Below are 16477 nucleotides of genomic sequence, written 5' to 3' on the forward strand. Positions count from 1 at the left end.
ATGGCAAAGATTCTGTACGAGAAAGATGGCCGGATCGGGCGGATCACCCTGAACCGACCTGAGGTGATGAATGCCATCGACGATGACCTGCCGCGCGAACTGGCGGCGGCGGTGGCAGAGGCCGACCATGACCGAGACATCCACGTGATGGTCCTGTCTGGCGCAGGAAAGGCCTTTTGCGCAGGCTATGACCTGGCCCACTACGCCGAGGGCAATGGTCCCAACAAGGTGGTACAGGACATGCCCTGGGACCCGATGCAGGATTTCCAGTTCATGTGGGCCAACACGCAAGCCTTCATGTCGCTGTTCCGGGCGATGAAGCCGGTGATCTGCAAGGTTCACGGCTTTGCCGTCGCGGGGGGATCGGACATCGCGCTCTGTGCCGATCTGACCGTCATGGGCGACACTGCTCAAATCGGCTACATGCCCACCCGCGTTTGGGGCTGCCCGACGACCGCAATGTGGGTGCACAGGCTGGGGCCGGAAAAGGCCAAGCGGATGATGTTCACGGGTGACAAGATCAGCGGGGTTGAGGCCGCTGAAATGGGGTTGGTGCTGAAATCCGTGCCTGATGACCAACTGGATGATGAGGTCGAGGCACTGGCAACGCGCATGGCGACCGTTCCCGTCAACCAACTGGCCATGCAGAAGATGGTGATCAACTCCGCAGTAGAGGAAAAGGTCAACCAAACACAGCGCCTTGCCACCGTGTTTGACGGCATCACCCGCCATTCACCCGAGGGCATGAACTTCAAAGCCCGCGTGGAGCAAGTCGGCTGGAAACAGGCGGTGCAGGAACGGGACACCGGGACTTTTGACTGGACCCGCAATAAGCCCTTCGACTGACAAAGCCCGCGAACTACCTGGAACCAACCGTTCGCGTTGGCGTGCCAAATTACGACAAAGCCCCGCCACCCGAGTATAGGATAGGGAAAAACCGCTGCGCTCCGAACGAATGGCTGCCCTTCTCGTCGCGCGGAAGCACCCTGACCAATGCATGCGCGGCAGTTCTTCCGCTGCGAGCGCGCGAAGCGCAAAATCGACACTTCTGGTATGGGCTCCCAGCCGCCATTCGCCGTTCAATGCACGAATGCGTGCTGTCGGGAAATGCTATCATTCGCGTCGTCGTCAGCGAACAGGCCAAACGCGGACAATACTGTCACTCGCCTATTGAGGGTGGATGACCGCAGGCAGCCCGAAGCGGACATTCAAATCCGAGCTTTGCAGCTACCGAGATGCGCGATCAAGCTGCCGGTTTTGCCAGCGCAACTTGGTTCCAGCACCGCTATTCTGGCAATCCTGCCCGGCGAAGCGCCTCAAAGTAGCGTTCAGCGCCTTCAGAACCGCCATAGTCCACGTTGCTACGCCACTTCGAGATCGTCTCACCAGGCTCCATTTGCAGCATTTGCACCAACGCCGCAGACGCTTTTTCAGGTTCCCCAAGCATTGCGTGAGCAGCGGCCCTCGTGCTGTGAAGTGCGGCATAGTTTTTTGAGAAGCGCAAACCTGCCTCTGCGTAGGCGATAGCATCACGGTCTCGACCAAGCATGATGCAGGAGGTCGCGGCACCTCCGGAAGCACCCACGAAAACGGCTCCATATCGGCCCAATCGAAGCGCTGTCTGAAAACAGCTTAGTGCCATTTTTGGAAACCCGGCCCAGTTGTACCCCCACCCCATGAATAAATGGAGGCGCGCATCTAACGGCGCTCGTTGCCGGATTTGCTCCAGCGCCACGGAAAGGCGATCCGCGTCCCCGCCAACATTGTAGTCAGCCACTGCAACACTCAAATCAAGCGTTGGGCTTTGCCCCGCCATGTGTCGCCCGGCCTCGATCCAGCGTGGCAACTTCTCATAGTAGGAAGACAGTTCGCGACGAAGATCATAGGTTCTCGCGCCATTCATTGTCCAAATAGCTTCGGCATAGGCGGCAGCGAGGGTTGGTTTGGCTTCGATGGCCCTGGCGTGGTACGACAACGTCTCTTCATAGCTGTCGATGCTGGCCTCCGACCATGTGATCATGCCCATCAAAACGCACTGTTCGGCAGTCAGTTCTTCTTCAGGCAAAGCGGAGAGCTTTGCGGTCAGCGACTGGATCAAGATCCCACTAACCGCATCCAACAGCTTTTCTACAACTTCGTCTTGCCAATCAAAGATAGCTTCGACCGAACCGTCGAACTTCTGAGTCCAGATTTCAGGACCAGAAGAGTCACTTAATCGGGCTTCCAGACGCAATCGGTCGCCGTGTCCACGCAGCACGCAGCGAAGTGCATATCCCTCTGATGCTTCCGTGGAGGTTATTGCCGCGTTTAACCAGTTGATCGTTCGAAAATAAGAACCGAAATCTGAAGTGAGAGCTGCGGCCGTTTCCTTTAGCTCAGCGCGTTGGTCGCTGCACGTGACAGGATGGATGGATAGCTTTGGCAAGCTCGTCTCTGTGAAAGAATGCGACCTTTGCGATGCGCCAAGTTGCGGTCCATCGTGAATCCACACATCCAGGCTGCGCTGGATGTTCTTGAGCTTCTTCTTCCCAACTGCTTTGAAAGCGTCTGCCAGAGTGTGTTCAAGGTTCAAGTGTACGGGTTCAGAAATTGCGATGCCACCGGTTGGTGCAATGCTCTCAAGCCGTGCGGCAATGTTTACACCGTCACCTAGGATGTCATCACCTTTTTCTGTGATGTCACCCACATGAACACCGATCCGCATGCTCATTAACGAGTGGTCAGCCAACTGCTCTTGTAGCTGCATTGCAGCAGTTACAGCTTGCGCGGCGCTGTCAAATTGCACCAGCCAACCATCGCCCATGCTCTTTACGACACGACCTGATTGGCCTGCTATCGTTGGGGTGATGATGTCGCTTTCCAGGTGATCAAGCATTAGAATTGTGGCTTGCTCATCTTGGTGCATAAGCGCCGAATACCCAACGACATCCGCGGCTAGAATTGCCGCCAACCTTCGTTGCAACTGTTGCCCCTTGTTCGACATGTGTTCGACGATAGATGAAGCGGCCCTCTACTCCAACTACCTGAATACGAGGGTCGCTTGGGGCAAGTCCCTGAAGCTCTCTGCCTTTGTCGTCAGCTGATGCCAGCAGCTCGAAGCGGGTATCAAAACAAGCTATGCAGATTCCGATTTGCGGACAATCCAAACGTCCCGGCAAACCTACAGGCCAATCTAATCAAAGTTGAGATTTTTCAGTCAGTGTCTTTTTTAACGTCTCAGACGGTAGCTCTCCGAACATTGATTGGTATTCTTTCGCAAAGTGGCCACCAGAAAAGAAGCCATGCATGAGTGCTGTGTCCTTGACCGACCTTGGTGTTGATACAACGTCTAGGAGATGCTCTCGGACAGAAGTCAAACGTCGCTTCAATATGTATTGCCAAGGCGATTCACCAAAAATCTCGACAAAGTTCTCGTGAAGTTGGCTTCGCCCCACACCAGCAACTCGACACAGAGTTGAGATCGTTAGTTGGTCCGCAGGGATACGTGTGATCGCGCCCCGCGCCAACCTAACATTCTTGAAAGCTGCCTTGTCTAGAACATGTGTACAATCGGAAAGTAGGTTCAACGACAATATCCATTGCGCGATCTGAGCAAAAAATTCGCTTTCTACTCCGCGACTTATTCCAAATCGCCGCCCCCCTTGATCAAGAGGTGAAGCATTTTGGAAAGCTCGGCCAGCGATCTTTGATAGATTCTCAGCCGCCGCTAGACCAATTTGAAACTTGCTGTGCCCTTTGGGTAGCTCATCGTAGGTGCGCCTGCTTAAGGAAGCGACTTCTCTCGTCATTCGGCGGCGCTCGAAAGCAATGAACAGCACTTTCCGATCCTGACCCACGTTGCAGTATTCGTACTTCCCGTCGAGCAGATAGACATCACCTGGATCGGAGTACCAACCATTTACGCGGTAATCCCCGTCCCAAGAAAGTGGCAACATTAGTGCCATCAAATCCTGCCTTCCGAGCACTGTCCAAGAAGACCGGGCTTCACTGGAAGCGGTATTTACAAAACTGTTTTCTCCGTAGATCCAACAGTCCTTTAAATTGATGTCGCCAGGACCCAGCTGTACAAGTTCTGTTTCTCGAACCGGCGCATTCGTGAAGTGTTGCGCAAAACTCTTTATCGGTCGCAACTGCATAAGAACTCTCCAAGATGCGTGAAACCCATAGGTCCAATCTTAGTGCGCGGTCTTAAAAAATTAGTACACCGGATAAATTGAATACTATTTCATCGCGAGAATTTCGCCTAACCAAATAAGCTGTTCCCGAAATATTGTCGAAAGCGAAGCGGATTGAGGCTGCCGAACAAAGGATTTCGGAGCCAGATTTTTTGCAATCCGTTAGGTGAAAAATGCCGCGATCTCGCGGATTAGAGGTGTCTTCGTCACTTCAAACTCCAAGCACATTGGGTCGATTGCGCACCAAGAACATCGAAATATTATTGAAATATAAGGAGAAATAGTATGAAAGCCCCATTGCTTCCTTACAAATCCGCTTTCCGGCCGGACAGGCGTGATGTATTGAAAACCGGGTCGCTTGCTGCTGTGGGGGCTCTTTTGCTTCCCTATCGAACAGCTATTGCCCAATCTGATGCAGCAGACGTGGTTTTCAGTGGCGGCAGTATCCTTACGATGGACACCTCCAACCCGAAGGCTGAAGCGCTGGCAGTCCGTGATGGGCGGATCATCGCTGTTGGTAGCCAAGATGAAATCGACGCGCTGACTTCCAGCACGACACGCATCATTGATCTTGACGGCAGAACGCTAATGCCTGGCATGATCGACAGCCACGCGCATTCATATTCGGTGGTTAAGGACGACTTCATTATTATCAGTCCGACTGAAGTAGCCAGTTTCGACGAGGTAATGCAAAAACTGAACGAAGGTGCCGCCAAGTTGAAAGAAGGCGACTGGCTTCTGGCCGCTGATTATGACGGCGTCGTGACCCCCGGCGGAAGACAGTTCACTCTTGAAGATATGGACCGCATCGCCCCCAACAACCCGTTCTTGTTGCTGGAAGGAAGTGGTCATGCAGCTTATGCTAATTCACTTGCCTTCAAAATCGTTGGAATCGACGAGAACACTCCGGACCCAGTTGCGGCTCGCTACGTTAAAAACGACAAAGGGGAACTCACTGGTCGCTTGGAAGAGCTCCCGACTTTTGGCCCGTTTCTGAACGCTGCCCAACAACTGACCGATGAGGATATGGAGGCGCGAACACTCCGGTTTTTCAACTCGGGTGCCAAGGTCGGAATTACCACCTTTGGTGATCCAAGCGTCGGTCAAAACAAAGGCATAGAAGACCTCAGATTATTTGAACGCATCAAGGATCGCGCGCCGGTGCGGACGCGCGCCTTTCTAGTTTCAACCCTGATGGACGAATGGGCCGAAAACGGAATCGGTATGGGCTACGGCGACGACAAGATGCGCGTTGCCAAGATGAAGGCGTGGTCAGATGGCGCGACGCAGGCCTACAGCTCTTACTTGCGCGAGCCCTACCTTGGCACGGACAGCCGTGGAGCACTCAACTACACGGAAGACCAACTATACGAGGTGGTCAAACGGGCACATGGGGATGGTTTTTCTCTTGCCGTTCATGGCAACGGGGATGCGGCTATAGATCTAGTACTACGCGTGTACGAGCAGGTATTGGCGGAGAACCCGCGCGACGATCATCGGCACCGGATTGAACATTGCAGCGTCGGCCATCCTGAGCAGTACGACAAGATGAAGGAACTCGGTGTTTCGCCAACTTACCTGTCCGGCCATATTCGATGGTGGGGCAAGGCGTTCCGAGATAATCTACTTGGTCCAGAAAGGGTCGAGTACTACGATGCCGCCGCCACAGCCGTTGAAAAAGGCATCCCGTTTTCAATGCACAGCGATTACTCGGTATCGCCGTTAGGTCCTCTGCGTTGCGTCCAAGACATGGTGACCAGAGTCATGGCAGACGGTGGGGAAGTCTTCGCGCCCGACCAGCGTATTCCAGTAGAAGAAGCACTTAAAGGTGTTACGACGCATGCGGCCTGGCAACTGCATATGGATGACATTGCGGGGAGTTTGGAAGTTGGGAAATACGCTGATCTCACGGTTCTTGAAGACGACCCGACTTCTGTTGACCCAATGCAAATAGAAAACATCGAAGTAAGTGGAACCTGGCTGGAAGGCAAAGAGACCAACGCGGCGTGATTGAATCGCCTCATGACAAACAAAATCATTCTTGGGAGGTCAAGATGATAAAACGTATGTTTATTGCGGCCCTATCAGGCGCAGTATTGTCCGTCGTCATGGCCGCTACGACTGTGTACGCCTGTGCATTTCATAATTACATCCCGCAAGACACGGTGGTGGACAAGTTACTACGCAGTCAGGAAATTGCACTGGCAGTTCCTGTTATCGAAGATCCAAATGATCCGTTGCGGTATGATCCGATTGCAGCAATTGGCGCAACGCCCGAAGATATTGATATCCCTCAGCGCGTGGACGCAACCGCAATTCAGAGGCTTGGAAAAAATCCGGACGCTTACGCAATTTTCGGGCGAGAGAAGTACGGTGCTTGGACAAGACTTGCACTTGTCGACGGAGAATTGATCACAGTCTTTGATCAAATCATCGCTCGAATAGAGGACTGGCGTGGAGGGGATGAGAATGACCGGTTAGTTTTTTTTGGCGCTTTGTTGGGCCACACCGACATTCGCATTCACCAGTTGGCGCTCCGTCAACTTGACCGCGTGGAATATGGGACGTTGAAAAATCTAGGATTGAGCATACCAGCGGAAGCGATCACCTCTGGATTGTATGCTGTCTCTGGCCCGACACTCTTACCGATACAGGTTCTTCTACTTGGTCTTTCTAAAGACAGTAACGTCCAACGGCCGTTGCAAGCAGGGCTTAAAGTCTATTCAGCAAGGCCTGGTCCTGCCTTCGGTGCCTTCGCTACCGCTTTTGTCGAGCATGGTGGGCCAAGCGCCGCTACTGATTTGTCGATGCGTTACTTGGCAGATGTGACACTTCCGCTTGAAAACCGGGAACTGATTGTTGAGGCATTCGCAATTCACAGTCTTTCCGGGGATGAAGAAACGCAAAATGTTATTCGAGGCGCTGTTGCGACGGTGTTGCAGAATGAACCATCGATTGCCCCGGTTGTTGCTCGTCAATTCGGAGGCCGTGAAGAATGGAGCCAAGCCAAGCTGCTTGCCGACCTCCTAAAGGCTGGGCACTTAACCTCGCCAGAAGATATCATTACGGTGCGCGAATACGTGTCTCTGGCGGGTGAAGCACGGGCCTTGAAGATACAATAAGAAATTCGCGCGCAGAAATTCTGCTTGGAGCGTACAACCACCACGTCGGCTACTGAGGATTGGTAAACGGAATAGTGTTGCACGTTCCGTTACATCTTCTGATTTTCTGCAACAAACCAACACCTGTGCCAATAACCACTGCTTTCATAAGATGACCTGCATACAGCCCATTCCAAGAGGAGAGTTTTGATGAAGTCAGTATTGCCGCTCGCATTGCCGTTCTCCGCAGCAAGCATGATTGGCTGATCGCAGCCCAAAGCGGACCTTCATCACTAAGCTTTGCAATCTCTGAGATGCGGGACGAAGCTGACTTTTCAGGTCCGGCTATGCGTTCCTTTCCTAGCAATAAATTTCGTAGTCTCTATCATGCTGGTTTTGCCCCACTGTCGAAGGAAACAACATGTTGCGTTCAATGCTTATCCCCGCAGTTCTCTTTGCGCCTCATTGTCTGACTGCTGCAGAGAAAGTGTCGGCAACGAACTTCTATGTCGTCAACCAAGAGCAAATTTCCGCGGGCGAGGACGTGTTCTGGAAAGAGGACAACTATGGGACTTATACCGTTGACGAGGGACCAATCGATCCTGGTTTTGTCCGGTGCGTGGGCTCGGGTTTCGGCGGACCCAGCGGTGTCAGCGGCGGTGGCGTCTGTGTTTATGGTGAAGAAGAGGACACGTTCACCATGAGATGGGAGGTTGTTGCCTTCGGCGTCAACAACTGGCGGATTGTTTCCTCCACCGGCAAATATTCGGGGATGACTGGAAGTGGAACGACCAAAACACGTGTGGCGTCAAAATTCCTGGCGCTACCGCACCGTATTTCTGACTGGGAAGGCGAGGTTGCCTTGCCCGCTAGGGATTGAAACTCGAACTGAAATGGTCGGGGATGATGCTGATTTGAAAGGTTGGCAAAGCCCGCATTGGGCTTGTTGTCGCCTTTCGTTACTTTTCACATTAATGACCGGTGGCAGCCCGAAGCGGACATTCTCGAAAGTTGGCACACTACTGCCGAACTTGATAGATTCGAAAAAAGGTTGCTATTGGGAAATGCGCATGACACGCCGACTTGCCGCCATACTTGCCGCCGATATGGTCGGCTACTCACGGCTTATGGCGGCTAACGAGGCGGGAACACTTGCTCGTCTCAAAGACCTACGACGGGACATCATCAATCCAAGTATCGAAAGTGCCGGAGGTGAGATTATCAAGCTTACCGGTGATGGCCTGTTTGCACTTTTTAGCTCGGTCGTTTCTGCCGTTGAGGCCGCAGCGACGCTCCAGAAGGCGCTGCACGCCGCCGAAGCCGAGAGCCCCACCGAAAGCCGGATCAGCTTCCGAATAGGGTTGCACATTGGAGACGTAATCTTGGACGAGGGCGACATTTATGGCGAGGGTGTTAATCTTGCCGCAAGACTCGAAGGCATCGCTGACCCAGGCGGTGTCATACTGTCTGACGACGCATGCCGGCAGGTTCGAGGCAAAATCGAACACGACATCATAGACCTTGGCGAAGTAGCGCTCAAAAACATCTCCGAGCCAGTTCGCGCCTACAAATTGGCGATGGAGGGCAAATCAGATTCCACGCAAAACCAATCTCAACCCACTGACAAACCCTCCATCGCTGTCTTGCCCTTCCAGAACATGTCCAATGATCCAGAACAGGAATACTTCTGTGACGGCGTTTCCGAAGACATCATCACAGAGCTCTCGCGCTTTCCCGAGCTTTTCGTCATCGCCCGCAACTCCTCATTTTCGTTCAGGGGTCGCCCCGTCACCCATATAGATATCGCTCGAGAACTCGGTGTTCGCTACATGCTAGAGGGTAGCCTCCGTCGAGCCCAAAACCGCGTACGCATTACTGCCCAACTCATCGACTGCACAAATGGAGCCCATGTTTGGGCCGAGCGCTACGACCGCACGCTAGACGACATCTTCGCGTTACAGGATGAGATTACACGCAGCGTGGTCGGCGCCATCGCCCCCCAGATATCCATTGCCGAAATAGATCGCGCGTCTGTGGCTCGAGATATCGACTTCAACTCCTACGACCTCTCGCTACGTGCAATGGCGATCTTCTACGCGGGAGGCTTCTACTCTCAGGATAAGTTCGATGAGGTCATATCGGTCTCTGATCGCGCCATTGATCTCGACCCGCGCAACGTCCAGGCCCATTGGATCAAAGCGTTTGCCTACCTGATGCGTTATCTATACCAGTTCGATGAGGACCCCACCGAAAACCTGGGCCTAGCTGATAAAAGCGTTGAACCTCTGTTTCTTGGTGGTCAACTCGACCCGCGCGCCTTATGCGTTCGCGGTATGGTTCGTCATTTCCGTGGAGATTTTGACGGGGCCAACGCCGACTTCAGTTTGGGCTTCACACTGAACCCGAACTTTGCCCGGAACATCTTCTTCATGGCCTGGCATGAATCTTTGGTCGGCCGAACCACACAGGCGCGCGAACATGCCCACCTTGCCCTCCAGCTTTCCCCACGCGACACTGACCTCTGGGTAGGAGACGCCTATCTGGCGCTCGCCCAAGCTGCCTTCGCCGACGCTGATTTTGAAGACGCAATGCGTTGGGGTGAGCACGCCATTCAGATGACGCCGCGTGCGCCGATCCGCCGGGCTCTTATGATCGCCAGTGCCGCCCACCTCGGGCGCGCCGAAGCAGGCCTGCCACATGAGCAGGCGCTGGCGGATTTCGCCCCAGCGTTCCTAGACAGCATTGTCTCCGGAGCTTTGATCCTCTTCCGTCTACCCGAACACAATGCGCTTTTGGTCGAAGGCTTGAAGAAAGCTGGTGTTAAGCCGTAGAGTTGGTCAGGATGCCAAAGCTCGAAACTATCGCAGACAAATCGTGCCAAGGGCCAATCCAATTTTAGCGCAATGTCCTCGAAAGGTTCTAAGCAATCGCTCATTGCTTCAATCGGCGACGACTGTTTCCAGCCCAAAGCGGACCTTCCAATCCAAGCATGATGACTTCCGAGATGCGGACAAAGTTGCCGTAGACTCATCGCTTTCTGATGACTGGTCTCAGCCCGAAGCGGACCTTCAAAATCCGACTTTGCAATTCTCGTGTTGCGGACAAGTTAGGCCGCGTACTGCCAAGGTCTCAGCGTCGCTAGCCACTGAACTCTGACAGTGGCTACACAACTACAATTGCTTAACACAAACTTTGCGCCAAAGACTGTTGCCAAGCTCTGTTTCAGTTCATTTTGCCGGACAACGTTTGTGTCGGCAGTTGTCCAAAGAGTGCTCTGTAGTCTCGCGCGAACTGACCCATGTGCCAAAATCCGTAAGCGTTTGCGATGTCCGATATACTCTCCTCTGGCGAGCAGGATACCAGTTCATGGCGCACAGCACCGAGACGGGCTCTTAGATAAAACTGCTTGGGGCTCACCCCATATGTTTCCTGAAACGCGCGACGAAGAGTGCATGCGGATACCTGAATATCTGCACATACTTCACCGATTGACACGTTATCCATCAAATGGGCCCGCATGAACTCAACGGCTTGTTGTGCTAAACGGGTTCTATTTTTACTGTTTCGCCGATCACTCCATTTTTCGCCTACCACCAGCATTTCCAGAAGCTCTAAGATCATATCACTCTCTTCACTATCAGAGCTTGGTCCGGCCGCTGATCCAATTAGAAAGCGCGCTTTGTTTTTGACTAAGGAATGAAGCTTGCCAGCGTCGCTAACGAAAGATCTTAAAGCGTCATTTCGCGCGGTGCTGATATCAAGACCGCAATCGTCGGCGATCCGTTGAGCCCTTCGGATGTCGATGGCAAAGGTCAGGCCTGTGAGCGTTGAATTGCTCACGCCTTCAAAAGGGTCTCCGCTACCAAAATTCATCAGAGCGGTGTCTGAGGGTGAGCCGTTAAGCCAAGTCCGTACACTCCCTTTGTCTGGTAAGCCAAACGCTAGAATGTCAGAGCGAGAAACACCGGTTTGGTACACAGCCTTATCAAACGACAAATCGATCATTTGAAGGTCAAGACCTGCCCAAACGGATACCGAAGAGTTCATAGTTCCCTCTTCAATTTGGCGTAGCTCGACATCCCATTGGGACAGCTCGCGGAATTGCGAAGGGTCCTGCAAAAAAAGTGTGTTTGGGGCGCAGGTTTTTTTGGGGGCTGATCGTTTTTTGATGTCGTCCATTCCGCCCCGCAGGTAGTTTTCATGAAATGTTATTCGAATATGTAGGCTTGGAAAATTGCAAGACAAAGCAGACAAATCGAGAGGGAAGAGGTTCGGACGCCCATCGTTGCCTGACGATACTGCGCGCACCGAACGCGTCGTAACGCTGCTAACCAAAAGCGAAAAAGAGTTGTTGCGCTCACAGGCTGAAGACAGCGAACTCTCCCTTTCAACCTTTTGCCATCACCTGATCCTTGAAGGTCTGAAAACAAGTAAATCATGAAACAGGGGTATCTCATGAAATCAAAACTGTTCCTCTCCGCGCTGGTCTTTGCCGGCTCCGCTATCACGGCGGCAGCTCAGGACAGCAATATCGTGCATGATGCGGAATACTATGTGCTGAAGCAGCAAAACGAAGCCGTTTGGGTCGAGAACGACGCACAGGTTGACCAACTGCTGGCCGATTTTCGTGAGAAAAACGGAGGGAACCCTCCAAACATCTTCTACATCCTTATTGACGATATGGGTTTTGGCGACATGGGTATGCCCGAGATGAACGCGATACGCGGGTATTCGACGCCCAATATCAACGCGCTCGCAGAGGAAAGCATGCGGTTTGCGCGCATGTATACCGAGCCGTCCTGCACACCGTCGCGGGTCGCCTTCATGACGGGTCGCCAGCCGTATCGCAATGGGATGGGCGATACCGCCGTCGATATTTCAGGTTTTGGCCTTGCCGATGAAGAAGTCACAATTGCCGAAGTTCTGAAATCCGTAGGCTACAACACCTCGCATGTTGGCAAATGGCACATGGGCGACATTCAGGAATCCTGGCCTACTTATCAGGGCTTTGACTACGCCGCGTTCCCCATCCATCAGCAGGGCCAGTTGGCCATCTTCAACGAAGATGCAGCCAAGGAAGAAATCACCATGGCCATAGGGGAAGACAACTACAACTCCAAATACACGCTGGATGATTGGTTTCGCCCTGATCCGGGACACATGATTACCGGCCTTGAAGCTGTTATTGGCGGGGAGGTCCGCGAAGTCCATATGGAACCGGGTGAGAAATGGACCCAGGACAAATATAATGAAATGAACATCCGCTATCAGGCACAGGCGATGGAACAGTTGCGCCTGCTAGCAGAACGGGATGAACCGTTCTTCCTGCAATACTGGCCGCTTGTCCCTCTGTCGACAACGCGCACGACGAGAGAGGCGTTCACGACACCCAACGGCGGTACATTCGTTGAAAGCATGGAAGAGCTGGATGAATGGATAGGGGTCATTCTGAACGAAGTCGATGCGCTGGGGCTCAGGGACAATACCCTAATCGTTTTGATGGGCGACAACGGTCACTTCACCAAATATGCCCCCGGCAGTGGGTTTTCGCCGCTGGTCTTCCGCGGCGGCAAGGCCGATACGTCTGAAGGAGGTGTTCGGGTGGATGCGTTCGCCCGCCTGCCCGGCTTGATCGAGGGAGACTCGATTGTGTCTGACATTATTCATATCTCTGATTTGTTCACGTCAATTGCGCGTATAGGCGGAGCGATGAATGCCATCCCCCGCGACCGGATCATTGACGGTGTCGATCAGACGTCTCTGATGTTTATTGGCGATACGCATGGGCGCAGGGATCATGTACTGATCTACTCGATCAATTCGCTGAAAGAGGTGGTAAAGGAACACATCAAACTCAAAGTTCCGGCCAAAGGTGAAAATGCTATCGTGGCCAAGTTCTACAACCTGTTCCGCGACCCCCGCGAAGAACAGAGCGTATCGACCGAGATCGGAGCATGGGCTGGACATGAGTTTAACCGCATCATTGCCCGCCACCTGAAATTCAAGGAAATGTACCCCGATCAACCGGCCGCGACTGGACGTCCCTATGAAGGTATCGTGAACCTTCGTCCTGAAACCGTCGCAGCGGTGGATGCCTTTGTCGCCAAGCGGGACATTCAGCCCGACTAAAAGGTGAAGCTGATAAGAGTAATGCAAGCCCCGCATCAGATAATGATATGCTTGATGTGGGGCTTGGCATCCACAACAAAAATTCTGGAAACAATATGAAAATCCAAGCGCTTGTCCTTGCATTGGCGACTGGCATTGTTGCGGCCCCAGCAATCGCCGATGAAAACGCTTCAAACCCTTTGGCCGCAGTCAATAACACGGACATCCGGTATCAGTATTTTGATTTGGGCAACGGTGCTGACAAGCAGGACGCCTTTATAGATGGCGCATACATGCTGCGGCCTGATCTGAAACTGAAATATGAGTTGCACTACAACTCAACGGATGTGACTGGAACTCGGTTCACTGACTTTGAGAAATTGAGCCTCAAAGCGATCTATTTCCCTTCTCAGAGACCGCTCAACGAAACGTGGGCCATCAAGTCGGCCATTGGCCTGGAGTGGATACTGGACTTTGGCGACCCGGAAAAAGGGATCGGAACCGGGTCCGATCAAATTGCGCCTTTTGGCGGGTTCGCCTTTGCAAACACAAAATCAGGGCTGACGCTGATCCCACTGCTCCAGCATTTTGCTTCATACAATGGCCCGACGGACATAAACCAAACCGCGATGCGGTTGATTGCGCTACAACCGTTTGGCGATGGGTACTGGGCCAAGGCTGATATCAAAGCACCATATGACTGGGAGAACGATGCTTGGCCAGCGACCGCTGAGTTCCAGATTGGCAAGAACCTCAGTCCTGGCATCGCAATTTATGCTGATTTCCTCATCGGTATAGGTTCCGACCGCCCCTACGATAAAGGTGCCGGCTTAGGTTTGCGTTTCAACTACTAGTTCACCCACACCCAACCTCGGCGAAGATCATCTATGTCACAGGCCAGAACTCTGTTCAGCCAATTGTTTTCTGCGTCTATCTTGACCCTTCCTGGAACTGCCTTGAGCCAATCCCTGCCCGCACCGGGTCGGTAGGAAATAAATTGGCGTCACGCCGCATCATTCTATCTGTTCACTCCGCTCTGAACTCGGGGAAGATCAACAGTCTCTGGGCGATCCGCTGAGATGGATTTGAACCTTGAAACTGAATCCGTCGTTCGCGCTTCTAATCCCCAGCCAGCGATGCTTAGGCCCAGAGTTCTGAGAAAATAGACTTCTATTACGATCTGTACCCAAGACTTTGCAAAGTTCGCTTTCTGCGCATTGCTGTCATTAGGACATCGCGCAGCATCGGTCAAAATAGGCTCTTTTCCCCTCTTCGCCGCGATCTGCACGAACGGCTGCAATCCGATTTAGACCCCATCAGGTATTTAAGGCCGTCGAGACGAGCGTCTGAATAACCTGGGAAACCGAGCCATGAACTGCAAGGAGCTAATTTGAGGTGGCCTTTCTTGTGCAGTTCAAAATTGCGTGGCTGATCACCGTGTTTTCACACGCGGATTGCTGAAACAGCACCCCCGTCAAGCGGAGGCACTACCTTCTGGCCGTTTGGCTCTCATTTTCTCCATCGCCATATCTTTCGCTGACCGGCTTTTCCGCTTTGCGACCGTGCGCTGTGCATCAAATGCCGCCTGAAGTTCCTGATCTTTTTCCGAAACCTCTCTCTTCGGGGCAGGGGCCGGTTTCGCCTCAGCCAGAGCCTTCGCTGTGTCCTTGGCCTGTTCGTCAGCGAGATCCCGATGTGTGCCTTTAATTTTCGGTACATCACCCCCAAGGAACTGCATGAAATACGGATCTTCGAAGTATCGGATCTTGTTTGCAATCACTGGCATCTTGCCTTCACGGATCAGCACAACCTCATTTTCTGGCAGTCGGCCTACATGTTCCGGACGCAGCAGACGAATGCCTTCTTCTCGCTCTGATATGCTGCCCATTTCCATTTTGCCGAGCGCCCGAGACTTCGACTTGCTCATTACTGTTTTGTCACCGATGGACCTGGACACATGTTCGCGTACCTCTGAATCTTCAGACGCCGCAAACATTTGCGTGCCAGCGTTTGCCAGCATCGCCCGAACGCCTTCATGCCCATAGATGCCCTGCAGGCGCGACAGCGTTTGCGAAATCACCACGAGCCGGCCGCCGAACGATCGCATGGTGTCATAGGCTTCAACGACACGGTCAAGGTGGCCGAGGCGCTGAAACTCATCGAGCAGGATCAGAACCTTGAACGGCTCATCTTCGCCCGGCTCAACGGTTTCGATGGTGTTCACCAGATCGAGGAAGAACAGGCGAATGAGCGTCCGGAACTCTTTGACCTTCTTCCCTGGCACAGAAAAGTAGATCGAGGTGGGGCGCCGACGCAGATCTTCAAAGCTGATGTCATTGCCCTGCGTGGCTCTTGCCACAGACGGGTTGCGCCAGAGCTGAAGGCCGGAGTTCAACATAACCGAAATCGTTGACCGCAAGATTTTGGATTCTTCGGCTGCAAGATTCAGGAACTCATCTGCAGCTCGCGCATATCCAACTTCTTCAGCCATTTTCTCATAGTCCTTTTGCTTGGTCGTTTTGACCAGGCGTAGGACTTCGGAAATGTATGGCCGCTTTCTTTTGGTCGCCAACATCGCCATTGCGCAAAACATGCCTTCGACGCCACCCATAAAGCCCTGTGCGGACGAGCTGGGCGTGTCGAACATCTGGGTTGCAACCTGAATCACTTCTTCCCACCGCCGGTCCAGATTGTCGGCACGTGCTGCGCGGCGCAGAGGGTTGTAGCTGTGGCTTTTGTCGGGGTTCTCGGGATCGAACACAAAAACCTCATCGCCCATTGCTGCCCGACGCGCACCCGTGGTCTGGAAAATCTCGCCCTTGATGTCCAGGACGACGCAAGAACCATTGAAACGCAGGACGTTCGGGATCACAAAGCCGCTGGTTTTGCCCGAACCTGACGGGGCAATGAACATCGCGTGTGGCTTTTGGACACCGGGGCCGGGCTTATAGTAGATCGCGTTCTTGTCCTTTGGCTCACCAAATTTGGCAAACACGATTTCAGGTGTTGTCACGTTAACCGTCGTTCGGTTGCTCATGCTTGGATTTGGACATAGGTGACATCGATGAATTCATCGTCGATCAGCTACAAGCA

11 protein-coding genes are annotated in these 16477 nt (G+C 53.1%); 7 read left to right on the top strand and 4 right to left on the bottom strand.

Annotated features, from left to right (window positions below; genetic code table 11):
- Entirely contained in the window at positions 1 to 846 is an 846-nt protein-coding gene (locus ACR0LN_RS22060; protein WP_170649836.1) for a crotonase/enoyl-CoA hydratase family protein, read from the top strand.
- A gap of 439 nt (positions 847 to 1285) precedes the next feature.
- On the opposite strand, the gene ACR0LN_RS22065 is transcribed toward ACR0LN_RS22060, so the two are convergent.
- Together ACR0LN_RS22065 and ACR0LN_RS22070 are read right to left on the bottom strand one after the other, a co-directional pair.
- A complete protein-coding gene (locus ACR0LN_RS22065; protein ID WP_170465022.1) occupies positions 1286 to 2983 on the bottom strand; it encodes an adenylate/guanylate cyclase domain-containing protein in 1698 nt (565 codons plus the stop codon).
- 193 nt (positions 2984 to 3176) lie between these two features.
- Positions 3177 to 4136 carry a helix-turn-helix domain-containing protein gene (locus tag ACR0LN_RS22070; RefSeq protein WP_170557551.1) on the bottom strand — a complete coding sequence of 320 codons (960 nt, stop codon included), beginning with the start codon at positions 4134 to 4136 and terminating at the stop codon, positions 3177 to 3179.
- Positions 4137 to 4460: 324 nt separating this feature from the next.
- On the opposite strand from ACR0LN_RS22070, the gene ACR0LN_RS22075 reads away from it, so the two are divergent.
- The 4 genes from ACR0LN_RS22075 to ACR0LN_RS22090 all read left to right on the top strand — a co-directional run bounded on the left by ACR0LN_RS22075 (position 4461) and on the right by ACR0LN_RS22090 (position 10107).
- The gene (locus ACR0LN_RS22075; protein WP_170465026.1) at positions 4461 to 6185 is read left to right on the top strand and encodes an amidohydrolase; all 1725 of its coding nucleotides are present in this window, start codon (positions 4461 to 4463) and stop codon (positions 6183 to 6185) included.
- 44 nt (positions 6186 to 6229) lie between these two features.
- On the top strand, positions 6230 to 7297 hold the full coding sequence (locus tag ACR0LN_RS22080; protein ID WP_480432762.1) for a hypothetical protein: 1068 nt from the start codon (positions 6230 to 6232) through the stop codon (positions 7295 to 7297).
- A 400-nt stretch (positions 7298 to 7697) separates the two neighbouring features.
- A complete protein-coding gene (locus tag ACR0LN_RS22085) occupies positions 7698 to 8156 on the top strand; it encodes a hypothetical protein (protein ID WP_170337121.1) in 459 nt (152 codons plus the stop codon).
- Between the two features lie 190 nt (positions 8157 to 8346).
- Positions 8347 to 10107, top strand: a complete 1761-nt coding sequence (locus tag ACR0LN_RS22090) for an adenylate/guanylate cyclase domain-containing protein (RefSeq protein ID WP_170556818.1) — start codon at positions 8347 to 8349, stop codon at positions 10105 to 10107.
- Positions 10108 to 10498: 391 nt separating this feature from the next.
- On the opposite strand, the gene ACR0LN_RS22095 is transcribed toward ACR0LN_RS22090, so the two are convergent.
- Positions 10499 to 11455, bottom strand: a complete 957-nt coding sequence (locus ACR0LN_RS22095) for a helix-turn-helix domain-containing protein (protein WP_170483685.1) — start codon at positions 11453 to 11455, stop codon at positions 10499 to 10501.
- A gap of 276 nt (positions 11456 to 11731) precedes the next feature.
- Between ACR0LN_RS22095 and ACR0LN_RS22100 the strand changes: the two genes are divergently transcribed.
- On the top strand, positions 11732 to 13405 hold the full coding sequence (locus tag ACR0LN_RS22100) for a sulfatase-like hydrolase/transferase (protein WP_170567569.1): 1674 nt from the start codon (positions 11732 to 11734) through the stop codon (positions 13403 to 13405).
- A 47-nt stretch (positions 13406 to 13452) separates the two neighbouring features.
- A complete protein-coding gene (locus tag ACR0LN_RS22105) occupies positions 13453 to 14238 on the top strand; it encodes a hypothetical protein (protein WP_170592131.1) in 786 nt (261 codons plus the stop codon).
- A gap of 620 nt (positions 14239 to 14858) precedes the next feature.
- On the opposite strand, the gene ACR0LN_RS22110 is transcribed toward ACR0LN_RS22105, so the two are convergent.
- Positions 14859 to 16397, bottom strand: coding sequence for a type IV secretory system conjugative DNA transfer family protein (locus tag ACR0LN_RS22110; protein ID WP_480432764.1), 1539 nt, complete (start codon positions 16395 to 16397; stop codon positions 14859 to 14861).
- Positions 16398 to 16477: the final 80 nt, after the last annotated feature.

The sequence above is a fragment of the Ruegeria sp. AA6 genome, assembly GCF_056542865.1.

Excerpts from the sequence above, each read along its gene's own strand:
- ACR0LN_RS22075 (WP_170465026.1), top strand. The coding sequence starts at position 4,461 with ATGAAAGCCCCATTGCTTCCTTACAAATCCGCTTTCCGGCCGGACAGG.
- ACR0LN_RS22105 (WP_170592131.1), top strand. The coding sequence starts at position 13,453 with ATGCTTGATGTGGGGCTTGGCATCCACAACAAAAATTCTGGAAACAAT.
- ACR0LN_RS22080 (WP_480432762.1), top strand. The coding sequence starts at position 6,230 with ATGATAAAACGTATGTTTATTGCGGCCCTATCAGGCGCAGTATTGTCC.
- ACR0LN_RS22095 (WP_170483685.1), bottom strand. The coding sequence starts at position 11,455 with ATGGACGACATCAAAAAACGATCAGCCCCCAAAAAAACCTGCGCCCCA.
- ACR0LN_RS22085 (WP_170337121.1), top strand. The coding sequence starts at position 7,698 with ATGTTGCGTTCAATGCTTATCCCCGCAGTTCTCTTTGCGCCTCATTGT.
- ACR0LN_RS22065 (WP_170465022.1), bottom strand. The coding sequence starts at position 2,983 with ATGTCGAACAAGGGGCAACAGTTGCAACGAAGGTTGGCGGCAATTCTA.
- ACR0LN_RS22090 (WP_170556818.1), top strand. The coding sequence starts at position 8,347 with ATGACACGCCGACTTGCCGCCATACTTGCCGCCGATATGGTCGGCTAC.
- ACR0LN_RS22100 (WP_170567569.1), top strand. The coding sequence starts at position 11,732 with ATGAAATCAAAACTGTTCCTCTCCGCGCTGGTCTTTGCCGGCTCCGCT.
- ACR0LN_RS22060 (WP_170649836.1), top strand. The coding sequence starts at position 1 with ATGGCAAAGATTCTGTACGAGAAAGATGGCCGGATCGGGCGGATCACC.
- ACR0LN_RS22070 (WP_170557551.1), bottom strand. The coding sequence starts at position 4,136 with ATGCAGTTGCGACCGATAAAGAGTTTTGCGCAACACTTCACGAATGCG.